Source organism: Litchfieldella anticariensis FP35 = DSM 16096, assembly GCF_000409775.1.
GTDB classification, from domain to species: Bacteria; Pseudomonadota; Gammaproteobacteria; order Pseudomonadales; family Halomonadaceae; genus Litchfieldella; species Litchfieldella anticariensis.
In genome coordinates, this window is sequence record NZ_KE332395.1 from 104,104 (window position 1) to 123,646 (window position 19,543).

Genomic DNA, 19,543 nt, shown 5'->3' on the forward strand with positions numbered 1-19,543 from the left:
GCCTCAGGTGCCGATCTGGATCAGCACCTTGCGCGCCCTTTCAGGATGGTGATCGAGCATATCGATGGCGCCTGGCATCTCGTCGAATGACAGCCGGTGGCTGACCAGCGCCAGCGGATCGAGCCGCCCCGATGCCATCAACTCGAGCACCTCCGGAAACTTGCGGTTATTGAGCCGGGAACCGACCAAGGTCAGCTCCTTCTTGATCACTTCCAATTGCACCAGATCGCTGGGCGTGGGGTTGAAGCCAAGCAGGCCGATGCGCCCAGCCGGCGACGCCATTCTCAACATCTGCGGCAATAACGCCGGCACACAGGCAGCATCAGCGATCAGCGGTATGCCTTCCCCATCGGTCAGTTCGCTCACCGCGGCCTCGATATCGTCCCTCTGGCCATGCAGGGTACGGCTGGCGCCCAACTCGCGGGCGGTATCCAGACGCGCGTCGATCACGTCGGTGACGGTGATGTCCTCGATGCCCAAGGCACGGGCCATCTGCAGAATGGTCAGGCCGATCACTCCGGCACCGAAGATCAGTAGCCGATCGCCCGGATGGGGTTGCATGCGGCCGAGCACATTGGCAGCGATCGAGTAGGGCTCGACCAGTGCGGCAGCGTCCAGCCCCACTCCTTCCGGCAGATGGTGGACATTGGCGGCCGGCACGTTGACGCGCTCCTCGAAGCCGCCATTGCGGTGCACACCGATCACCTCCAAAGCGGAGCAGACATTGGGCCGGCCAATGCGGCAGGGATAACAATGACCACAACTGATCACCGGATCGATGCATACCTTGTCGCCAATGGCGATGCCGTCGACGCCCTCGCCCACGGCCTCGACGAGACCGGCGAATTCATGACCGGTGATGCGCGGGAAGCGCACGAAGGCGTTGTCGCCGTGAATGATGTGCATGTCCGAGCCACAGATGCCGGCAAAGGCCACTCGTACCAGCACTTCGCCAGGCGCGGCCTGCGGCACATCGATATCGGTGATGCGGTAATTCAGCGGTGCACTTACCTGAAAGGCTTTCATCGTTGGTTCACCTCGTTACCAGTGCCAGAGCGTGCCGTCCTCGAGCCGGTTGACCGGCAAGCTGGCACGTTTGTAGGGGTATTTCCTTGCCAGGTCCTCGTCGATATCGACGCCGTGCCCCGGCGTTTCACCGACCAGGAAATGGCCATCCTCGAAGCGGTAGTCGTGGGGAAAGACCTGATCGGTGATGGCTTCATGCGGCATGTGCTCCTGGATACCGAAATTGGGCACCCAGGTATCGAAGTGGATCGCTGCCCCCAGGCACACCGGCGACAGGTCGGTCGGTCCATGAAAGCCGGTGCGAATGTGGTAGAGCGCCGCGAAGTCGGCGACGCGTCGCATGTGGGTAATGCCGCCACCGTGGCTCAGCGGGGTGCGGATATAGTCGATCCACTGATTCTCGATCAGCTCGCGGTAGTCGTGGATAGAATTGAACACCTCGCCAATCGCCAACGGCGTGGTGGTGTGCTCGCGAACCAGCTTCAGGCTCTGCTGGTTCTCGGCCGGTACACAATCCTCCAGCCAGAACAGGTGGAAGGGCTCGACCGCCTTGCCCAGGCGTGCCGCCTCGATGGGGGTCAGCCGGTGATGGACGTCGTGAAGCACATGCAAGTCGTCGCCAAAACGCTCGCGTACCGCAGTAAACAGCTTGGGCACATGATTGAGGTACTTTTCAGTGCTCCACACGTGCTCAGCGGGGAGTTCCGAGTCAGCCGGCTCGTAGCGCTCGCCTTCACGCTTGGCCACGCCATAGATAGTGGCGATGCCAGGCACCCCGCTCTGAACCCTGACCGCTCGGTAACCCTGCTTGACGTGCTTGTCGACCTCCGTGAGGCAGGACTCGATGTCCTTGCCGGTGCAATGCGCATAGGTCATCACCCGCTCACGGCTCTTGCCGCCGAGTAACTGATAAAGCGGCATGCCAGCCGCCTTGGCTTTGATGTCCCATAACGCCAGGTCCACGGCACCGATAGCGGCCATGGTCACCGGCCCCCGGCGCCAGTAGGCACCGCGGTAAAGGTAGTGCCAGATATCCTCGATACGGCTGGCATCGCGCCCGATCAAGGTGGGAATCACATGCTCCTCGAGATAGGCGACCACGGCCATCTCCCGGCCATTGAGCGTGGCGTCCCCAATCCCGTAGATACCCGACTCGGTGACGATCTTCAGGGTGACGAAGTTGCGCCCCGGCGAGGTGACGATGAGATAGGCATCACTGATTATCATGGCTGTTCCATCGCGGTGAAATGATGTGGAGACATGGCTGTTATTTTCCGAGCTCGAATGGAAAAGCAATTCATGCCGACTTCTCGTCGCCCGTGATGGGCAAGACCGACGAGCCATCGAACATGTCCGGGAAACGGCCTACCAAATCAGGCAGCGATTGCAGGATCTCGCGTTGATGAACGCGCATTGCCTGTGCTGCCGCGTCGGAGTCCCGGCTGGCGATGGCATCGACGATCATCTGGTGCTGATCGGTGAGCTTGGGAATGGGGGTCGACTCGGGAATGCTCAGGTAACGCACCCGGTCCAACTGTGCCTTGACTTCCTCGGTGACCCGCCATGCCGCGGTATGCCCCACCCCCAATGACAAGGCGCGATGAAAGTCTTCATCGAGCAGGAAGAAACGGTCGTAATCCCCCGTCTGCTCACAGCGCCGCTGACGCTCGATCAATTCGTTGAGTTCGGCCAATACGCGAGGCTCGAGCCCCTGCTCAGCGGCAGCCTTGGCCACCGCGACCTCGATTGCCTCGCGCACGAAGCGAGCTTCGAGCACTGCCTGTTGCGAGATCTTCACCACATAGGTGCCACGCTGCGGGCGCACCTCGACCAGGCCCGCCTCCGATAGCCGAATGAAGGCCTCACGCACCGGCTGCCGACTCACCGAGAAGATGTCGGCCAGCTCCTTCTCGGACAACGCCTGCCCAGGCGCCAGCACCATACGAATGATCGACTGCCGCAACACACGGTAAAGCCGTTGGCGCACGGAGCCCTCGTCGCGGGTGTCGTGCCACAAGGATTGCAAGGTGGTGTTCATGACGCGCTCATCCTGAATAGCGGTTGTCGACGCACTGGCGCCGGCACCCTGATATGACTAGTATGGTAGTATGGTAAAAAAAGAAAGCTACGCAAGCATAGATCGGCTTTTTCGCCTACGACCTTGGTATACCTGGGGATATCGATTACACTGCAAGGAAAGGTTAAAGAACACTGTTCAAAAAAGAAGGAAATTGGGACTCAACTATGGGCGCAGGGAGCCGATAACTGTAACACTGGGTTTATAAGCCCGTGAGTTGACCCGAGAGGTCCGGCGATGAAGAAACCACATTGTCTGTTGTTCGACTGTGACGGTACCCTAGTCGATAGTGAGCCCCTTCTGGCTGCTGAAATGGCCACCAGCCTGACAAGGCTTGGCCTACCCTTCGCCCCCAGCGACTACATGGGCGAATTCCGCGGCGCCCGTTTCGTCAATATCGTTACCGAGTTGCAGCGCCGTCATGGCGACGTCGACCCACAACGACTCAGGGACTCCGAAGCCGACATGCGTCGCAAGCTGGCCAAGCGCCTCGCCACCGAGTTGCAACCCCTCGAAGGTGTGCGCGATGCCCTCGATGCGCTGGCCCCCTATCCCCGCGCGGTGGTTTCCAACGGTCCCGAGAACAAGATACGTGCCGGTCTTCTGGCCACCGGCCTCAGCGACTATTTCGGCGACAAGCTGTTCAGCGGCTACACTGCCAACTGCTGGAAGCCCGACCCCTGCCTCTATCTGCATGCGGCCAGTATCATGGGGTTCCGCCCCGATGAGTGTGTGGCCATCGATGATTCCATCGTCGGCGTCAAGGCTGCCTTGGCCGCCGGCATGATCGTGATTCACCTCAACCGCTTTCCCGATGCCGAGATGACTCCCGATGGCGCCGTTGCCATCAGCAGCATGTATCAGCTCCCTACGATCGTCGCCAACCTGACACGAGAGCCGGCCCTCTTGTCGTGAGACCGGCATAGCTTATCCACAGCATCTTACGCGATAGGAGGCTGTGGATATCTAGAACGATGAGACCTTTGCCTGACTGCGCTATGATGGAGCCACACTTACCTCAGGAGCGCAGTATGGCCTCCCTACAGGACCAATTACGCGGCCTGGTCTATTCCACCGAGCATGGCCAGACCTGCCCCGATTGCCGAGAGCCCGTCGATGCGTGCCGCTGTGCCAAACAGGCCGAAAACGAGCGCCTGGCAGCGTTGGATGGCATCGTACGTATCCGTCGCGAAACCAGTGGCCGCAAGGGTAAGGGCGTGACCACTATCACAGGGGTACCGCTGGCCACTACAGAACTCAAGACGTTAGCCACGGAACTCAAGAAACGCTGCGGTACTGGTGGGGCCGTCAAGGAAGGCGTCATCGAGATCCAGGGCGACCATCGCGATGTCCTCAAGGCTGAACTGGAACGCCGTGGCTTTCGGGTCAAGCTGGCAGGAGGCTGAGCGAAGGATGATTCCCCCTCGTACATTGTCGTTGCTACCACTACTGATGGTGTTGGCACTGCTCAGCGCCTGTGCCAGTTCGCCGCGCTTCGCCACTCTCGATGCTCAGGTGGTGGCCGATTCCCCTTTCGAGTTACCCGACAATGCCGAACTACGCGTGACTCTGGAAGATCTTTCGGAAACCACGGTAATCGCCGTAAGCACCTATACCCGCTTGCAAAGCGTCCCGGTTCCCGTCTCGCTGCGCTACGACGCCAATGCCATCGATGAAGACCACGCCTATGCCCTGCGTGCTCGAGTGCGTGCCAACGGTCGTTCGACGCACATCAACCGCGAACCGGTACCAGTGCTGACCGGTAATGCCAGTGAAGGGGCTATCGAAATCCCTCTGGAAGCCACACACCGCTAACCTCAACTCCAGCCCATGCCAAGATCAGGGCCCGGCTTGCCGGGTCCCTCCTGTCGCTCCCCATCCAGGTTCGCCGTCAGGGCCGTCAATGCTTCACCAATCGATTGTTCACACTTCAGTGCATAGAGGTCATCGGCTCTTGTTCGACCGCGGTTGAGGCAGGCAATGGGCTTGCCCTGGCGCGCGGCTTCACGGGCGAAGCGGTAACCGGAATAGACCATCAGTGACGAGCCCACCACCAACAACGCCTCGGCAGCCTGAAGTGCAGCCAGCGCCGCCGTCACACGCTCGCCCGGTACACTGTCACCGAAGAACACCACATCCGGCTTGAGGATACCCTCGCCACAGCGTTGGCAAGCGGGAACCCGGAAGCTGGAGAAGTCAGCGGCTTCCAGATCGGCATCACCATCCGGTCCGACAGCCGCTTCCCGTTCCAGCCAGTGCGGATTGAGCATTTCGAGCTCAGCGTGCAAGTCGTGGCGCATGCGCCGCCCCTGGCAGGTCATACAACGCACGATCTCGGCTCGACCGTGCAGATCGATCACGCGCTGAGAACCGGCCCGTTGGTGCAAGCCATCGACATTCTGCGTTACCAGCGCGCTCACATAGCCCATGGTTTCCAGATGCGCCAACGCATGATGTGCCGACCCCGGCCGGGCTTCACTGAGCGCCCGGAAGCCGACCAGTGCCCGAGCCCAGTAGCGTTGGCGAGCGGCATGGCTGGCCATGAACTCCTGATGACGCATGGGAGGAGAACGTTTCCACGCGCCTTGATCGTCACGATAGTCCGGGATGCCACTGGCAGTGCTAACCCCAGCGCCGGTCAATACCAGCAAGCGCGGATAACGCCTGACGAAGGCCGCCAATGCTTCTTGATCGGCCGCCAGCAAACGCTCACTACGAGGGTACATGTCACGCTCCCGAACAAGGATTCATGGCCCTTGATGGCCAGGGTTGGCTAGAATGGGGCGGCACCGACATCATATGGGCAAGGACTCCTCTCGATGGCCTGGCTGGAATACCTGTTACCGCTGATCTTCCTGTTTCCCCTGGGGGCTACGGCGGTCATCGTCATCGCCCTGCGCAACCTACACGACGCCCGCGTGCGTTCGCCCTTCGACGCCCACCCGCTACGCGAACCCGGCCAGGTCCTGCGCGACCGCCTCGATCGGGCCTTCGCCAGCCTGTTTCTCAACGGCGCTCTAGGGCCTATCGTTACCATGGCGCCATTGGTCTACGGCATGGGCCGCATGATATTCGCCAACGAGCAGAACTGGATCGAATGGACACTGTATGGCCTGCTATGCACCGCACTGGTCCTGGTATTCTGCTTTCTGTTGATCCGTGATTTCCAGCGTATCCGACGTCTGAAACTCGGCCTGGCCTGTGAGCTCGCCGTGGGCCAGGAACTCGAGCGCTTGATTCATCCCGATGCCCATCCCTACCACGTCTTTCATGACATCCCCGCCGACACCTATACCATCGACCATATCGCAGTCACACCGCACGGGGTCTTCGTCATCGAGACCCGCGCCCGCACCCCTCCATTCGATGCCAGCGGCCAGGAACAGAACCAAGTGGCAGTGGAGCGCGAGCGTCTGCGCTTCCCAGGCTGGAGCGAGCGTGTCCCGCTGCGCAAGACCCGCCAAGCGGTTCAGTGGCTGCGCCACTGGCTAGCCCGTGAGTGCCAGGGTGAGGTGCCGATTCGCGGTGTGCTGGTCTTGCCTGGCTGGGAGATCGATACCAGCCACGCCGCTGGCGATCTGCTCGTCGTCAGCGGCGAAGGCCTGGCTGATCTGCTCGATACCATGTCCTTGGGGCGCTTCAACGAACAGGCCCATGACCGAGCGATCCGCGCACTGATGACGCGCAGCACGCTGATGGAATCGAGGGATCTGCAACGCCCTTCTGTATAGACCTCAGAAGGTGGGAATAGTGACTCGCGGATGACAACGCCCCCGGCCCTGCCTTGCCAGGCTCTCGGCGGCCGGGAAGTCGCCCAGCCGCTGGGCATCGATACCGATGCGTACCTCAGTCAACACCCGATTACCCCGTCCACGGCACTCCAGACGCAAGGCACGCCCGGTACCTTCTCCGAAGGCCGCCTCGAAGGCTGCGATCAGATCGTTGCGACCCACCTCGCTCCCTTGATTGAGCGCCACGAACGCGCTGAAGGCGCTCTCGTTGACCGCCTCCAGCAGGGCCAGCGACGCTGCGAAATAGTTCTCTTCCGGCAGATCCAGGCAAGCCGCGTGCTTGGCATACTGGTAGCGGTCCAGGCAGCTGGCGCGCCCGGGCATGGCGTCGTCCAGAGTGTCGGCAAGCTCGGTAGGGAGGTCGAAGGGGGGATGCGCACGGCAGAAGCTCCCATCGGCGCGAGGCTCCTCGAGGAAGCAGCCTTCGCGCCACCACTTGGGCCGGTCGACGCCACGCTCGGCGAAGCGCTGCGGTAACGACGGCCACAATCCATGCAATACGAAGCCTTGTTCGGCGCCCTCGCGCAGCGACGGCTCGCGACACTCACGCGGGGGGCGCGATTGCGTGGCACAAAAGCCGGGGTGCCAGGTCAGCGCCAGGGTAAAGTGGTCGAAGCCCCGGCTTTCGAGCGACGGTGCAGCCACCGAGGGAGTCATCCAGCCGAGCAGGAGCACCACCATCGCTGACAGAACCACCACACGGAGTCGCCACTTACCGTCGTTCATCACTCAATCGCCCTTGAGCCGGCCTCCCATTTCTTGAGCCAAATCCACCGCATAGTGGTCGGTCATGCCACCGATGAAGTCGAGCATGCGCCGATAGCTGTCGTAGAGCGACCACGAGGGCCGTGGCGTATTCTCGCCGATCAGTGCTAGCACGCGCTGGTGCTTGAAGGTCGAGCGTCCATAGTAATGCAGCTCATGAGCGGCGCCGATGAACGCTTCCAGTAGAATGCCCAGCGTGGTGTAGGCGCCGATCTCCAGCTTGGCCTTGCGCTCGTTCTGGAAGATCCGCTCACGGGCCAGTTGCTTGGCTGCCTTCACCCCCCAGTCCAGGTCCGGGTGGCAAAGCTCGAGCAAGTCGTTACGCAAGTTGCCGTTCAGTAGCTCCTGCTCGTGCTCGACGAACACTGCGCCCACATCGTTGACCGCACGCTCCATGGCCGCTCCGCGCAGGGCAGCGATGCGCCGTCGCTGGGAGACACCGTCACGCTGCATGTCGTGATACTCCGGCGGCACCTCGCCGGCGATCTGGGTCAGCACCTCGGCCACCTCGTCGAAGCGCAGGATACCCATTTCCAGGCCATCCTCGAGATCCAGCAGTGCATAGCAGATGTCATCGGCAGCCTCGACCAGCCAGGCCAAGGGGTGGCGGCACCAGGTCCACTCACCGCGTGACTTCAAACCCAGGCGGCTGGCAACTTCGGCCAGCTGCCGCTTCTCCGACTGGTAGCAGCCGAACTTGCCGGCCATGCCACCGTGCTCCACTGTCCAGGGGTACTTGAGCATGGTGCCCAAGGTAGCCGTCGTCAGGCGCATACCACCCTTGAACTGGTTGTATTCGATCTGGGTGACGATGCGAAACCCCTGGGCATTGCCTTCATAAGTCAGCAGATCGGCACGCTCGGGTTCGGAGAGACCGTCGAGCAAACCACTGCCATCACTCTCGGCGCGCTTGAACCAGTCGCGAATGGCATATTCACCGGCATGGCCGAAGGGCGGGTTGCCGATATCGTGGCCTAGGCAGGCGGCCTGGACGATCACGCCAAGATCAGCCGGCGTGATCCACTCGGGCAGGCGATCGCGTAATCGCTCACCGACGATCATCCCCAGCGAGCGCCCCACGCAGCCGACTTCCAGCGAGTGTGTCAGGCGGGTATGGATATGATCGTTGTCGGTCAGCGGATGGACCTGGGTCTTGCGTCCAAGGCGACGGAACGAACCGGCGAAAACGATCCGATCGTGATCCTTGTGGAAGGGACTGCGACCGATCTCGCCGCGCGCTTCGCGCGGCTTGTCGTTGAGTCGATCAGGCGAAAGCAGTCGCTCCCAGTGCATCTGCGTCATGGGCATTTCTCCTTGATACTCCATTCTGGCACCCTCGACGCTAGCCGACCAGAGATCCCTCCAGGCAGGCTCTGGCACTGGCTGTGTACACCATCAAGCATGTTCGTCCTCGGCCCACATCTGCAGCCCAGCTACATCCGCTGCTTGACCATCCAACCGAACACCAGTCCAGCGACGATCAGTGTGATGGCGAAGGCATAGATCCCGATGGAAATACCACTGTTCCACAGGATGCTCCAGTCACCGCCGGAGATCGACATCGCTCGCCTCATGTTGTATTCCATCTGGCCGCCCAGCAGCAGCCCGAGCACCACCGGCACCGTGGGGATCTCGAGTTTGCGCAGCACATAGCCGAGCACGCCGAAGGCCAGCATCAGGTACAGGTCGAAAGCACTGTTACTGAGCGAGTAGACGCCGACGAAGGCCACCATCACGACCATCGGCATCAGGAACCAGCCGGGCGCCTGAAGCACCTTGGCGAAGAACCCCACCAGCGGAATATTGAGCACCAGCAGCATGACGTTGCCGATGAACAATGCCGCCACCAGCCCCCAGACCATCTCCGGCTGCTGGGCGAACAGCAGCGGCCCCGGGGTGATGTTCATCGACAGCAGCAGCGCCAGCAGGACCGCCGTGGTGCCGCTACCGGGAATCCCTAGCGACAGCATGGGGATCAGTGCACCGCCGGCGGCGGCATTGTTGCCCGCTTCGGGTGCCGCAACGCCGCGCGGATCGCCACGGCCGAAGTCGCCGCGACGCCCCAGCCAGCGCTTCTCCAGCGTGTAGGAGAGGAAGCTGCCCAGCGCCGCGCCGGCGCCGGGCAGCACGCCGGCAATGAAACCGATCAGCGAACTGCGAGCGATGGTGGGGCTGCATTGCCAGGCGCTACGCATGCCCGGAATGGCCGAGCCGAGCTTCATGGTGGGCTTGCTGCCATGGCGGGTATCCTCGAGGAAGACCAGGCATTCGGAGATTGCGAACAGGCCGACCAGGGCCACGATGAAATCGATGCCGTCGTAGAGTTCGAACCAGCCGAAGGTGTAGCGCGGTACGCTGCTGACCGCGTCGATCCCCACGGTGCCCAGCAGCAGCCCCAGGCAGGCGGCGATGAAGCTCTTGGTCAAGCTACCACTGGTCACGCCGCCGATCGTGGCGAAGGCCAGCACGAACAGGGCGAAGTACTCGGCCGGCCCGAAGCGAATCGCGAAGCCCACCAGCAAGGGCGCGAACAGTGTCAGGCCGATGGTGGCGACGGTGGCACCGATGAAGGACGCCACACCGGAGAGCCCCAGCGCCTCGCCCCCTCGCCCCTTGAGCGCCATGGGATAACCGTCGAGCGTGGTCATCATGGCCGGTTCGTCGCCCGGAATATTGAGCAGGATGGAACTGATGCGCCCCCCGTACATGCAGCCATAATAGATGCTGACCAACAGGATCAGGGCCGCGGTGGGCGTCAACCCGAAGTTGAAGGTCAAGGGAATCATCAGCGCCACGCCGTTGACCGGCCCCAACCCGGGCAGGGCACCGATCAGCGTACCCAAGGCACAGCCGATGAGGGCCAGAAACAGATGCTGAGGCTCGAGCGCTACGGCGAACCCCTGGGCGAGGAAGGTGAGAATATCCATAGCGAAGGGGTTACCAACTCAGGCCGGGCATGTTGGGAAGCGGCATGCCCAGGGCGAATTCGAACAGGGCGTAGAGCCCCACTGTGAGGATGGTGCCGCTGGCCAGCGACGGCTTCCAGGGCGCCCCGAACAGCCGGACCAACACGATGACGGTGACCAGGGACGCCGGCAGAAAGCCCCACGGCTCGAGAAAGACCGCATAGCCCCCCAGCAACAGCAACGCCCCCACCTGACGCAACAGGGCGGCGCGGTGCGGCCAGCGCTGGTTGAAGCCGGGACGCAGGATCAGATACAGCGCCAGCAGGCCCAGCGGCACGCTGACCAGGCGCGGAAACGCGCCCGGCCCCACCGGCTGCATGAAGCCGGTGGCGAAGCTGTGTGAATGCCACCAGGCGCCTGCCGCCAACACCGCCAGCACGACACCGGCGATGCGGTCACCGATGACACCGGGGATACGCCCGGCGTCCATGCCGGGTTCATGCATACCGGACTCGCTCACTGAATGACCCCGATCTCCCGGGAAACCGTCTCGACCTCGTCGATCGACTGGCGCACGAAGTCGTTAAACTCTTCACCACCGCGCCACAACGGTACCAGCCCGTTCTGCTGAGCAACGTCCTTCCACTCATCACTCTCATACAGCGTCTGCAGGGTATCGACCATGGCAGTGTAATCTTCGTCCGATACCTCGCCGCCGGTGTAGAAGCCACGCCAGTTGTAACCCGTGACATCGTAGCCTTGAGAGACGGCAGTCGGGAGATCGGCAAAAGGCTCCGGCAACGGCTCCTCGGATAACACTGCCAAGACCCGCACGTCGCCGGATTCGATGAAACCAGCGATCTCACCTAAATCGGTGGACACGACATCCACATGGCCACCCATCATCTGGGTCACCGCTGGACCGCCGCCGTCGAACTGCACCCAGCGCACGCTACCGATCTGGTCGGCCGGCATGCCGGCGGCCTTGGCCAGCATCAGGGCTCGGATGTGATCCCATCCACCAGCACCGCTGGAGCCCGCCATGGCCAGTGAGTCCGGCTCCTCGACCATGGTCTCGAGCAACTGGTCCAGGCTCTCGAAGCGACTCTCATCATCGACCAGGATGACCCCTACGTCCGTTCCCAGCATCGCCAACCAGCGCATGGTGTCGGCGCCGCCCGGGTACTGGCCCTGGGCGATCTGGGTCATGCCCACCGTGCTGGTGGCGACGACCAGGTCGCTGTCCGCCGGTCGCTTGCTGGCCACATTGGAAAACGCTACGGCACCGACGCCGCCCGGCATGTTAGTGACCTGAACCGGGCTGTCCACCAGATCCAGCTCGAGCAGCAGCTTGCCTACCGAACGGCAGGTGAAATCCCAGCCGCCCCCCGGGTCCGCCGGGGCGATGCATTCGCTGATGGGTAGCGCCTGGCTCGGCGCGCTGAAAGCCAGGCCGAGGCCCAACAGGGCCGAGGCGGCAAGACCATGACGGGCGTGCTTGATAGTTGGCATCTTGTTGTTCCTCCACTTGTTTTTATGTCGCTTGTTATCATGGCCAAGACCCGTGTGGATCCAGGCGACCCCTTGCAAGGTAGCTCAAATGACGCCTCGCTCACTCAAGGCATTCACTTCCGCTTCGTCAAGGCCCAAGTCGAGCAGGATGTCGCGGGTATGTTCGCCGAGTCTCGGCACGGGGTGATGCACCGCCGCCGGGGCCTCACTCATTTTCACCGGGAAACCGGTGGTGGGAACACGGCCAAACTCTCCCTGATCCAACTCGATCTTCATCTGCTGGGCCTGCACCTGAGGGTCCTCGAAGGTCTCGCGCAGATTGTAGACCCTTCCGCAGGGCACGCCGGCCCGGTTGAGATGTTCGATCCATTCGTCGACGCTGCGCTCCTCGGTCACCTGCGTCAGGATCTCGCGCAACGCCTCGCGGTTGGCCATACGACGTGAGTTGTCAGTGAAGCGCTCATCTTCGAGCAGGTGCAGCATGTCGAGCGCTCCCAAAAAACGCTCGACCATGATGTCGTTGCTGGGTGCGATAGCCACTTCCCCATCGCTGGCTCGAAACAGGCCATAGGGATAAAGCATGGGATGGTCGTTGCCAGTACGCGCCGGCACTTGGTCGGTGGCGAAGAATTCCGCCGCCAGATAGCCCATCATGCTGATCAAGCCATTGGTCAAGGCAGTCTCGACGATATCACCCTGACCGGTTCGCTCACGGCGCACCAGTGCCGCGCAGATCCCAAAAGCCAGATTCTGGCTGGCGACCATATCGCTGATCGGCGGCGCTGCCCGCATGGGCTCGCCGTCACCGGGGCCGTTGACGCCCATGAAGCCGCTCATCGCCTGGGCGATGAAGTCATAGGCCGGACGGTCGCGATAAGGGCCACTGGAACCGAAACCATTGATGCGGCCAATGACCAAGTGCGGGAAACGCTCGCGCAATGTCTCGTCGTCGAGCCCCATCTTCGCCATGACGCCCGGACGGAAATTCTCGACCAGGACGTCGGCCTCTTCCAGCAGCCGACACAGCAGCGCCTTGCCCTCATCGCTGCGCAGATCGAGCGTCAAGGAACGCTTGTTGCGGTTGAACTGGGCGAAGTACCAGCTGAAACCGTTCACCATATTGCCTTGGGAGCGCACGATATCGCCGCGCCCCGGCGGTTCGACCTTGATCACTTCAGCGCCATGATCGCCCAGGATCTGGGTACAGAAAGGCCCGGAGATCACGCGTGTCAAATCGATGACACGAATGCCATCCAAGGAACCCGTGGTGTGAGATTGCGAAACTGACATGCTCATCCTTTTGCCGTGGCCACGGCCGAACAGTCGCTGAGCGACAGACGAGGCCCAGCCTTGGAAACCTGTGCCGGTAAGGGGCGCCCCATCAAACGAGTGGCGACATGTGCGGCCTTGATCATGCCATCGAGATCGATACCGGTCTCGATCCCCATCTCATCGAGTAAATAGACCAGATCCTCGCTGGCGATATTGCCCGTTGCTCCTGGAGCGAAGGGGCAGCCGCCGAGGCCGCCAATCGAACTCTCGTAGCGATCGACGCCAAGCGCAAGTCCTTGCATGACGTTGGCCAGGCCGATGCCACGAGTATTATGGAAATGCAGTGTCGGCGATAGAGAAGGCGCGACATCGCGCAGGTGGAGGATGCGCTCGGTCACCAGAGGCGGCGTCGCCATCCCGGTCGTGTCGCCCAGCGACACATAGCGGGCTCCCAGCTCGGCGAAGCGGCTCGCGATATGCCCCACGGCAGCGACATCGACATTGCCTTCGAAAGGGCAACCGAAGCATGTGGCAATCGCCCCGCGTAACTCGACGCCACTGCCCTCGAGCAACCGGGCGACGCGTTCGAAGCTTGCCAACGATTGGTCGACGCTGCAGTTGACGTTCTTGGCATTGTGGCTTTCAGAGGCCGAGACGAACAGCACCACGGAGTCGACGCCCGCTTCCAGCGCCCGTTCAGCGCCGCGAAGATTGGGCACCAGCGCCGAGAAGTGCACGCCCTCGATATCCTTGAGCTTGGCCACCAGTTCCGCCGCATCGGCAAGCGCCGGTACCGCCCGCGGGCTGACGAAGGAGGTCAACTCGAACTCCTTGACCCCGGCGGTCACCAAGGCCCTCACCAGTTCGGCCTTTTCCAACGTGGATAACAGGACCGTTTCATTCTGCAGCCCATCGCGAGGGCCAACTTCGGTGATATGAACCCGCCCGGGGTTCGGAGTGGCGTCGTGCATGATCGCGCCTACTACATAGTGGATGTCGAAGAATAGCGAGTGTCGAATACTCCTCGAATATAAGGAACACCCTCTACCGGCGACCATGCACCTTTCGTACTAGTATGGTAGTCGGCGCCAGGGCATCGGAATTTCCGCCCCGGCACGGCGAAGCTCAGTCCTCGGCAAGCGCTGGCAATAGTACCTTGACCTTACGGGTGAGTGTATTGCGCCCCCAACCCAGCAACTCGGCAGCCTCGCCCTTGCGTCCCCCAGTGTGCTTGAGAGCCGTTTCGATCAGGATGCGCTCGAAATCGGGTACGGCTTCTTCCAACAGATGGGTGTGACCAGCAGACAAGGCACGATCGGCCCAGTCGCGGAATGCGGCCCGCCAGTCGCCGGCAGCGGCTTCGCCGGCTTCGATATTGCGCAGCTCCGGCGGCAAGTCATCGATCAGGATCTCTCGCCCCGAAGCCATCACCGTTAGCCAGCGACACGTATTCTCCAACTGACGCACATTGCCCGGCCAGGAGAGTCGCGTCAGGTGTTGCTCGGCTTCCTTGGTCAATACCTTGGCCTCGGTGGACAGTTCGCGTGCCGCTTCGGCCAGAAAATGCTGGGCCAGACGCGGGATGTCCTCGCGACGCTCAGCCAGGCGCGGCAGATGGATACGAATCACGTTGAGGCGATGGAACAGGTCCTCGCGGAAGCGCCCTTCCTCCACCAGATGTTCCAGGTTCTGATGGGTAGCGGCGATGATACGGACATCGGCCTTCACCGATACATGTCCACCGACCCGATAGAACTCGCCATCGGCCAGCACGCGCAACAGACGCGTCTGGGTATCCGGTGGCATATCGCCGATCTCGTCGAGAAACAAGGTGCCGCCATCGGCCTGCTCGAAGCGACCGCGACGCTGCGACGTAGCTCCAGTAAACGCCCCTTTCTCGTGACCGAACAGCTCGGACTCCATCAAGTCCTTGGGGATCGCCGCCATATTCAGTGCAATGAAGGGTTTGCCGGCTCGTGGACTGTGCTGATGCAGCGCCTGCGCCACGCGCTCCTTACCGGTCCCCGATTCTCCGTTGATCAGTACCGTGATGTGCGACTGAGAGAGCCGGCCGATAGCCCGGAAGACTTCCTGCATGGCCGGCGCTTCACCGATGATCTCGGCAGACAGCCCTTCGGGAGCGGTAGCCGGGCTTTGGCGTTCACGGGCATGTGCCACGGCGCGACGCACCAATGCCAGCGCCTCGTCGACATCGAACGGCTTGGGCAGGTACTCAAAGGCGCCACCCTGATAGGAGGCCACCGCACTGTCGAGGTCCGAGTGAGCGGTCATCACGATCACCGGCAGGTCCGGATGGCTCTCGCGCACCTTGGCCATCAGGTCGAGGCCATCGAGGCCAGGCATACGGATATCGGTAAGCAGTACGTCCGGTGGTGAATGCAGCAAACTCTCGAGAGCCGCGTCGGCACGCTCGAAACTTTCTACCTCGAGATCGGGTTGGGCCAGGGCGCGCTCCAGCACCCAGCGAATGGCTCGATCGTCGTCGACAATGACGATACGCGCGGCATCGTTCATAAAGGCCTCCTGCGAATAGTGCCAGCGGCGGCTGATAGGGAAAAATACGCTACCGAGAGACTCATGAAACGGCCTCCAACGGCATCAATAAGCGGAATTCGGTCCGTCCAGGAGCAGAATCGCATTCGATCAGTCCTTGATGTAGATGCAGAATCGACTGGGCGATGGATAAGCCCAGACCGCTGCCCTCCGCGCGGCCGGATACCATCGGATAGAACAGGGTTTCGCGCAGGTGCTCGGGGATACCGGGGCCGTTGTCGATGATTGCCACCTCGCACACCAGGCGATGACGCTCGGCCCCCAGCGTGAATTGACGCTTGGCGCGTGTACGCAAGGTCAGTCGTGGCTCGGGAATATCGTTCTCTTCCATGGCCTCCAGAGCGTTACGCGCCACGTTGAGTACGGCCTGGATCAACTGGGCCTCGTCACCAACCGGCTCCGGCAAGCTGGGATCGTAGTCGCGGACCACCTCGACATGCGGATGCTCGGCGATCAGCAAGGTGCGGACCCGCTCGAGCACCTTATGGATATTCAGTGGTGCATGGCGCTCCGGCTGGTTGGGGCCAAGCATGCGGTCGACCAGGTCACGTAGCCGGTCGGCCTCCTCGACGATGATGCGCGTGAACTCTGTCAGTTGAGGGTCAGGCAGGTCACGCTCGAGCAACTGCGCCGCACCGCGAATACCCCCCAGCGGATTCTTGACCTCGTGCGCCAACCCCCGCGACAGCACCTTGATCGTCTCCTGACGTGCAATCAGCGCTTCTTCACGAGAGATACGCAGCAAACGATCCCGTGGCTCGATCTCTAATAACAGTTCGTCGTCGGAAAGCGGTGTCACGGTAAAGTCCACCGTGATGTTATCGCCACTGGCCAGCCGTAACAGGGCTTCACGCTGGGTAAAAGGATGAAATTCGACTCGCGCCTTGGTTAGCACCTCGGCTACCTCGCCGTCGACACCTTCCAGGCACTCCAGACGCGAGCCCTGCACACGCCCGAGGCTGACGGCGAGCAACGCCTCGGCCGACGGGTTCAACCAGCGCACTCGCAAGGTGCCGTCGAGCAGCAGTACCGCCGTGGTCAAGTGTTCGAGCAGACGTTGGTACATGGTGCATCCCACATTGATGGCGTTCACTATCACTGTGCAAAAAGCGCGCCAGCCCAAAAATGGCGAGAAATACGGACCGAGGTAACGAATTCGCACACCCCATTGCACCAATTTAGTGCATCATGGGTGGCGGCCGCTATCATCCAGGGCAAATCGTGAAGCCGGTCGCGCTTTCATTGCGCGACTAGTTGGGATTTTGCGGCAAATTGACACTGGCGCGCTGCACATAGAGGGTCACCGGCGCACTGAGGTGGCGCACCTCGCCTTTGGCGTCGAGCAGTTCCGCCCGTAACGTATGCTCGCCCCGCTCCAGATTGGTGAGCTTGAAGACTGATGTATGCATGGCCGACTGGCTGACACGGCCATCGACGAGTAACCGCACTCGGTGATCTTCGCGCAGTGGGGGCTCGATACCCAATTCGACCTGCACATTACCGGCATAGCCGGTCGGCAAGGTGCCCTCGTCAGCGGGTGAAACAATGCGAAAGGTGGTGTATGGCATAAATGCTGGCCATGGTGCTGTCTCTTCGCGGCGCGGCCGGTCATGGTCGACTTCCCGAGCGGGCGTGGAGGTCTGGAGCTCGCTCGAAGGCACTACCGTTACCTCAGGCAGCTCGATGCGCTCGCTGCCTGGTGCGGGGCGGCCGGAAAACACCATGTTGCCTTGGGCATCGGTGCTGCGATAGACCGTCGTTGCCATGGCGGAAAATGGCACGCAAAGGCCTAGTAACATCACCCCTATGAAACGGCGTTGCATCGTCTTCTCCGAGACATGTCGAGCGTATGACGGCGTCTCCACCCGGTATGGTTGAGTCCTGGGGAGTGTAACGCAATGAAGAAGGGCCCCACCCTGCGGTGGAGCCCTTTTGTCACGACAACTGTCGAACGGCAGTCGATATCGCGCTTAGCAGCTGTAATAGAGGTCGAATTCGACCGGGTGCGTGGCCATGCGCAGACGCTCGACGTCTTCCTCCTTAAGCTCGATGTAGGCATCGATCATGTCGTCGGTGAACACACCGCCCTCGGTGAGGAAGGCACGATCCTTGTCCAGCGCTTCCAGGGCCTGGTCGAGGCTCTCGGCCACGGTCGGCACGGCCTTGCCTTCTTCCGGCGGCAGGTCGTAGAGGTTCTTGTCCATGGCATCGCCCGGATGGATCTTGTTCTTGATCCCGTCGATACCGGCCATCAGCATCGCGGCGAATGCCAGATAAGGGTTGGCGGTCGGATCCGGGAAGCGGCACTCGACACGCTTGCCCTTGGGGCTGGCGGTGTACGGAATGCGGATCGACGCGGAGCGGTTGCGAGCACTATAGGCCAGCATTACCGGCGCTTCGAAGCCCGGCACCAGACGCTTGTAGGAGTTGGTGGAAGCGTTGGTGAAGGCGTTCAGGGCACGTGCATGCTTGATGATGCCGCCGATGTAGTACAGCGCCATCTCGGACAGACCGGCATACTCGTCACCGGCAAACTGGTTCTGGCCGTCCTTCCAGAATGACTGGTGGACGTGCATGCCAGAGCCGTTGTCGCCGACCAACGGCTTGGGCATGAAGGTAGCGGTCTTGCCGTAGGCATGCGCCACGTTGTGCACGACGTACTTCATCATTTGAAGTTCGTCGGCCTTCTTGACCAGGGTGTTGAACTTGACGCCGATCTCATTCTGGCCAGCGTTGGACACCTCGTGGTGATGCACTTCGACCGTAAGGCCGATGGCTTCCATGGTGTTACACATCGCACCGCGAATGTCGTGGAAGCTGTCCACCGGCGGCACGGGGAAGTAGCCGCCCTTGACGCGCGGACGGTGCCCCAGGTTACCACCCTCGATAGTACGATCGGTGGACCAGGCACCCTCTTCGGAGGTCACCTTGTACATGGCGCCTTCGATATCGGCTTTCCAGTGCACCTCATCGAAGATGAAGAATTCCGGCTCCGGGCCGAAGAAAGCGGTATCGCCCAGGCCAGTTGACTCCAGGTAGGCCTCGGCACGCTTGGCGATGGAACGTGGGTCGCGCTCGTAGCCCTGCATGGTAGCCGGCTCGATGATGTCACAGCGCAGCACCAGCGTTGCGTCTTCGGTGAACGGGTCGAGGAAGGCGCTACCGTCTTCCGGACGCAGGATCATGTCGGACTCGTTGATGCCTTTCCAACCGGAAATGGAGGAACCATCGAACATCTGGCCGTTCTCGAAGAACTCCTCGTCAACGGTGCTGGCCGGGATGGTGACGTGCTGTTCCTTACCCTTGGTATCGGTAAAACGCAGGTCGACCCACTTGATATCATGTTCGTCAATAAGGGCGAGGGTCTTCTCAGACATGTTGTCCTCCACTGGTGAGCGATGGCTCGTCTCGTTGGCTTGGGTATCCCGCGTCGTTTGTAGCATGCCCCGGACACCTTGCCCACGGCAATCTCGACGACGAATAGGCATTCATGACTCTGAAGAGTGCAATGCAGGCAGCGTGCCAAAATGGCGCACGCGCGATCGAGCGAATGTGTAATCTACTGAAATATATGAAATTTATTGCACCACCATAAATCAACAATGGACATAACATCAGTA

Annotated in this window: 19 protein-coding genes; 4 read left to right on the forward strand and 15 right to left on the reverse strand. The window is 61.5% G+C overall.

Annotated elements, in window-relative coordinates:
• Positions 1–3: 3 nt before the first annotated feature.
• The 3 genes from L861_RS21740 to L861_RS21750 all read right to left on the reverse strand — a co-directional run bounded on the left by L861_RS21740 (position 4) and on the right by L861_RS21750 (position 3,064).
• Positions 4–1,026, reverse strand: a complete 1,023-nt coding sequence (locus L861_RS21740) for a Zn-dependent oxidoreductase (protein ID WP_016418821.1) — start codon at positions 1,024–1,026, stop codon at positions 4–6.
• Positions 1,027–1,041: 15 nt separating this feature from the next.
• Positions 1,042–2,253 carry a D-mannonate dehydratase ManD gene (gene manD / locus L861_RS21745; protein ID WP_016418822.1) on the reverse strand — a complete coding sequence of 404 codons (1,212 nt, stop codon included), beginning with the start codon at positions 2,251–2,253 and terminating at the stop codon, positions 1,042–1,044.
• A gap of 70 nt (positions 2,254–2,323) precedes the next feature.
• A complete protein-coding gene (locus L861_RS21750; RefSeq protein ID WP_016418823.1) occupies positions 2,324–3,064 on the reverse strand; it encodes a GntR family transcriptional regulator in 741 nt (246 codons plus the stop codon).
• A 276-nt stretch (positions 3,065–3,340) separates the two neighbouring features.
• On the opposite strand from L861_RS21750, the gene L861_RS21755 reads away from it, so the two are divergent.
• The 3 genes from L861_RS21755 (at position 3,341) to L861_RS21765 (ending at position 4,918) form a co-directional block, all read left to right on the forward strand.
• Positions 3,341–4,018: an HAD family hydrolase gene (locus L861_RS21755; RefSeq protein ID WP_016418824.1), complete on the forward strand. Its 678-nt coding sequence runs from the start codon at positions 3,341–3,343 to the stop codon at positions 4,016–4,018.
• A 116-nt stretch (positions 4,019–4,134) separates the two neighbouring features.
• Positions 4,135–4,509: a translation initiation factor Sui1 gene (locus L861_RS21760; RefSeq protein ID WP_016418825.1), complete on the forward strand. Its 375-nt coding sequence runs from the start codon at positions 4,135–4,137 to the stop codon at positions 4,507–4,509.
• Positions 4,510–4,516: 7 nt separating this feature from the next.
• The gene (locus tag L861_RS21765; protein ID WP_016418826.1) at positions 4,517–4,918 is read left to right on the forward strand and encodes a YbaY family lipoprotein; all 402 of its coding nucleotides are present in this window, start codon (positions 4,517–4,519) and stop codon (positions 4,916–4,918) included.
• A 2-nt stretch (positions 4,919–4,920) separates the two neighbouring features.
• Here L861_RS21765 and L861_RS21770 read toward each other — a convergent pair whose 3' ends face one another.
• Positions 4,921–5,829 carry an NAD-dependent protein deacetylase gene (locus L861_RS21770; RefSeq protein WP_016418827.1) on the reverse strand — a complete coding sequence of 303 codons (909 nt, stop codon included), beginning with the start codon at positions 5,827–5,829 and terminating at the stop codon, positions 4,921–4,923.
• A 93-nt stretch (positions 5,830–5,922) separates the two neighbouring features.
• Here L861_RS21770 and L861_RS21775 point away from each other — a divergent pair, with 93 nt between their 5' ends.
• Positions 5,923–6,834, forward strand: a complete 912-nt coding sequence (locus tag L861_RS21775; protein WP_016418828.1) for a nuclease-related domain-containing protein — start codon at positions 5,923–5,925, stop codon at positions 6,832–6,834.
• 3 nt (positions 6,835–6,837) lie between these two features.
• Here the strand turns inward: L861_RS21775 and L861_RS21780 are convergent, their stop codons facing one another.
• From L861_RS21780 to glnA, 11 genes are all read right to left on the reverse strand, one after another.
• Positions 6,838–7,620: a ribonuclease T2 family protein gene (locus L861_RS21780; protein ID WP_016418829.1), complete on the reverse strand. Its 783-nt coding sequence runs from the start codon at positions 7,618–7,620 to the stop codon at positions 6,838–6,840.
• A gap of 3 nt (positions 7,621–7,623) precedes the next feature.
• Complete coding sequence (locus tag L861_RS21785; RefSeq protein WP_016418830.1) at positions 7,624–8,961, reverse strand: deoxyguanosinetriphosphate triphosphohydrolase; 1,338 nt, start codon at positions 8,959–8,961, stop codon at positions 7,624–7,626.
• A 131-nt stretch (positions 8,962–9,092) separates the two neighbouring features.
• A complete protein-coding gene (locus tag L861_RS21790; protein WP_016418831.1) occupies positions 9,093–10,586 on the reverse strand; it encodes a tripartite tricarboxylate transporter permease in 1,494 nt (497 codons plus the stop codon).
• Between the two features lie 10 nt (positions 10,587–10,596).
• Positions 10,597–11,070 (reverse strand): tripartite tricarboxylate transporter TctB family protein, encoded by a 474-nt coding sequence (locus L861_RS21795; protein ID WP_021029263.1) that lies wholly within the window; start codon positions 11,068–11,070, stop codon positions 10,597–10,599.
• Between the two features lie 11 nt (positions 11,071–11,081).
• On the reverse strand, positions 11,082–12,077 hold the full coding sequence (locus tag L861_RS21800; RefSeq protein ID WP_016418833.1) for a Bug family tripartite tricarboxylate transporter substrate binding protein: 996 nt from the start codon (positions 12,075–12,077) through the stop codon (positions 11,082–11,084).
• Between the two features lie 84 nt (positions 12,078–12,161).
• Complete coding sequence (locus L861_RS21805; protein WP_016418834.1) at positions 12,162–13,367, reverse strand: CaiB/BaiF CoA transferase family protein; 1,206 nt, start codon at positions 13,365–13,367, stop codon at positions 12,162–12,164.
• 2 nt (positions 13,368–13,369) lie between these two features.
• On the reverse strand, positions 13,370–14,320 hold the full coding sequence (locus tag L861_RS21810; RefSeq protein ID WP_016418835.1) for a hydroxymethylglutaryl-CoA lyase: 951 nt from the start codon (positions 14,318–14,320) through the stop codon (positions 13,370–13,372).
• Positions 14,321–14,474: 154 nt separating this feature from the next.
• Complete coding sequence (gene glnG / locus L861_RS21815) at positions 14,475–15,884, reverse strand: nitrogen regulation protein NR(I) (RefSeq protein WP_016418836.1); 1,410 nt, start codon at positions 15,882–15,884, stop codon at positions 14,475–14,477.
• 61 nt (positions 15,885–15,945) lie between these two features.
• The gene (glnL, locus tag L861_RS21820) at positions 15,946–16,989 is read right to left on the reverse strand and encodes a nitrogen regulation protein NR(II) (RefSeq protein ID WP_016418837.1); all 1,044 of its coding nucleotides are present in this window, start codon (positions 16,987–16,989) and stop codon (positions 15,946–15,948) included.
• A gap of 184 nt (positions 16,990–17,173) precedes the next feature.
• On the reverse strand, positions 17,174–17,746 hold the full coding sequence (locus tag L861_RS21825) for a DUF4124 domain-containing protein (protein ID WP_016418838.1): 573 nt from the start codon (positions 17,744–17,746) through the stop codon (positions 17,174–17,176).
• 147 nt (positions 17,747–17,893) lie between these two features.
• Positions 17,894–19,300 (reverse strand): glutamate--ammonia ligase, encoded by a 1,407-nt coding sequence (glnA, locus tag L861_RS21830; RefSeq protein ID WP_027947767.1) that lies wholly within the window; start codon positions 19,298–19,300, stop codon positions 17,894–17,896.
• Between the last annotated feature and the right edge of the window lie 243 nt (positions 19,301–19,543).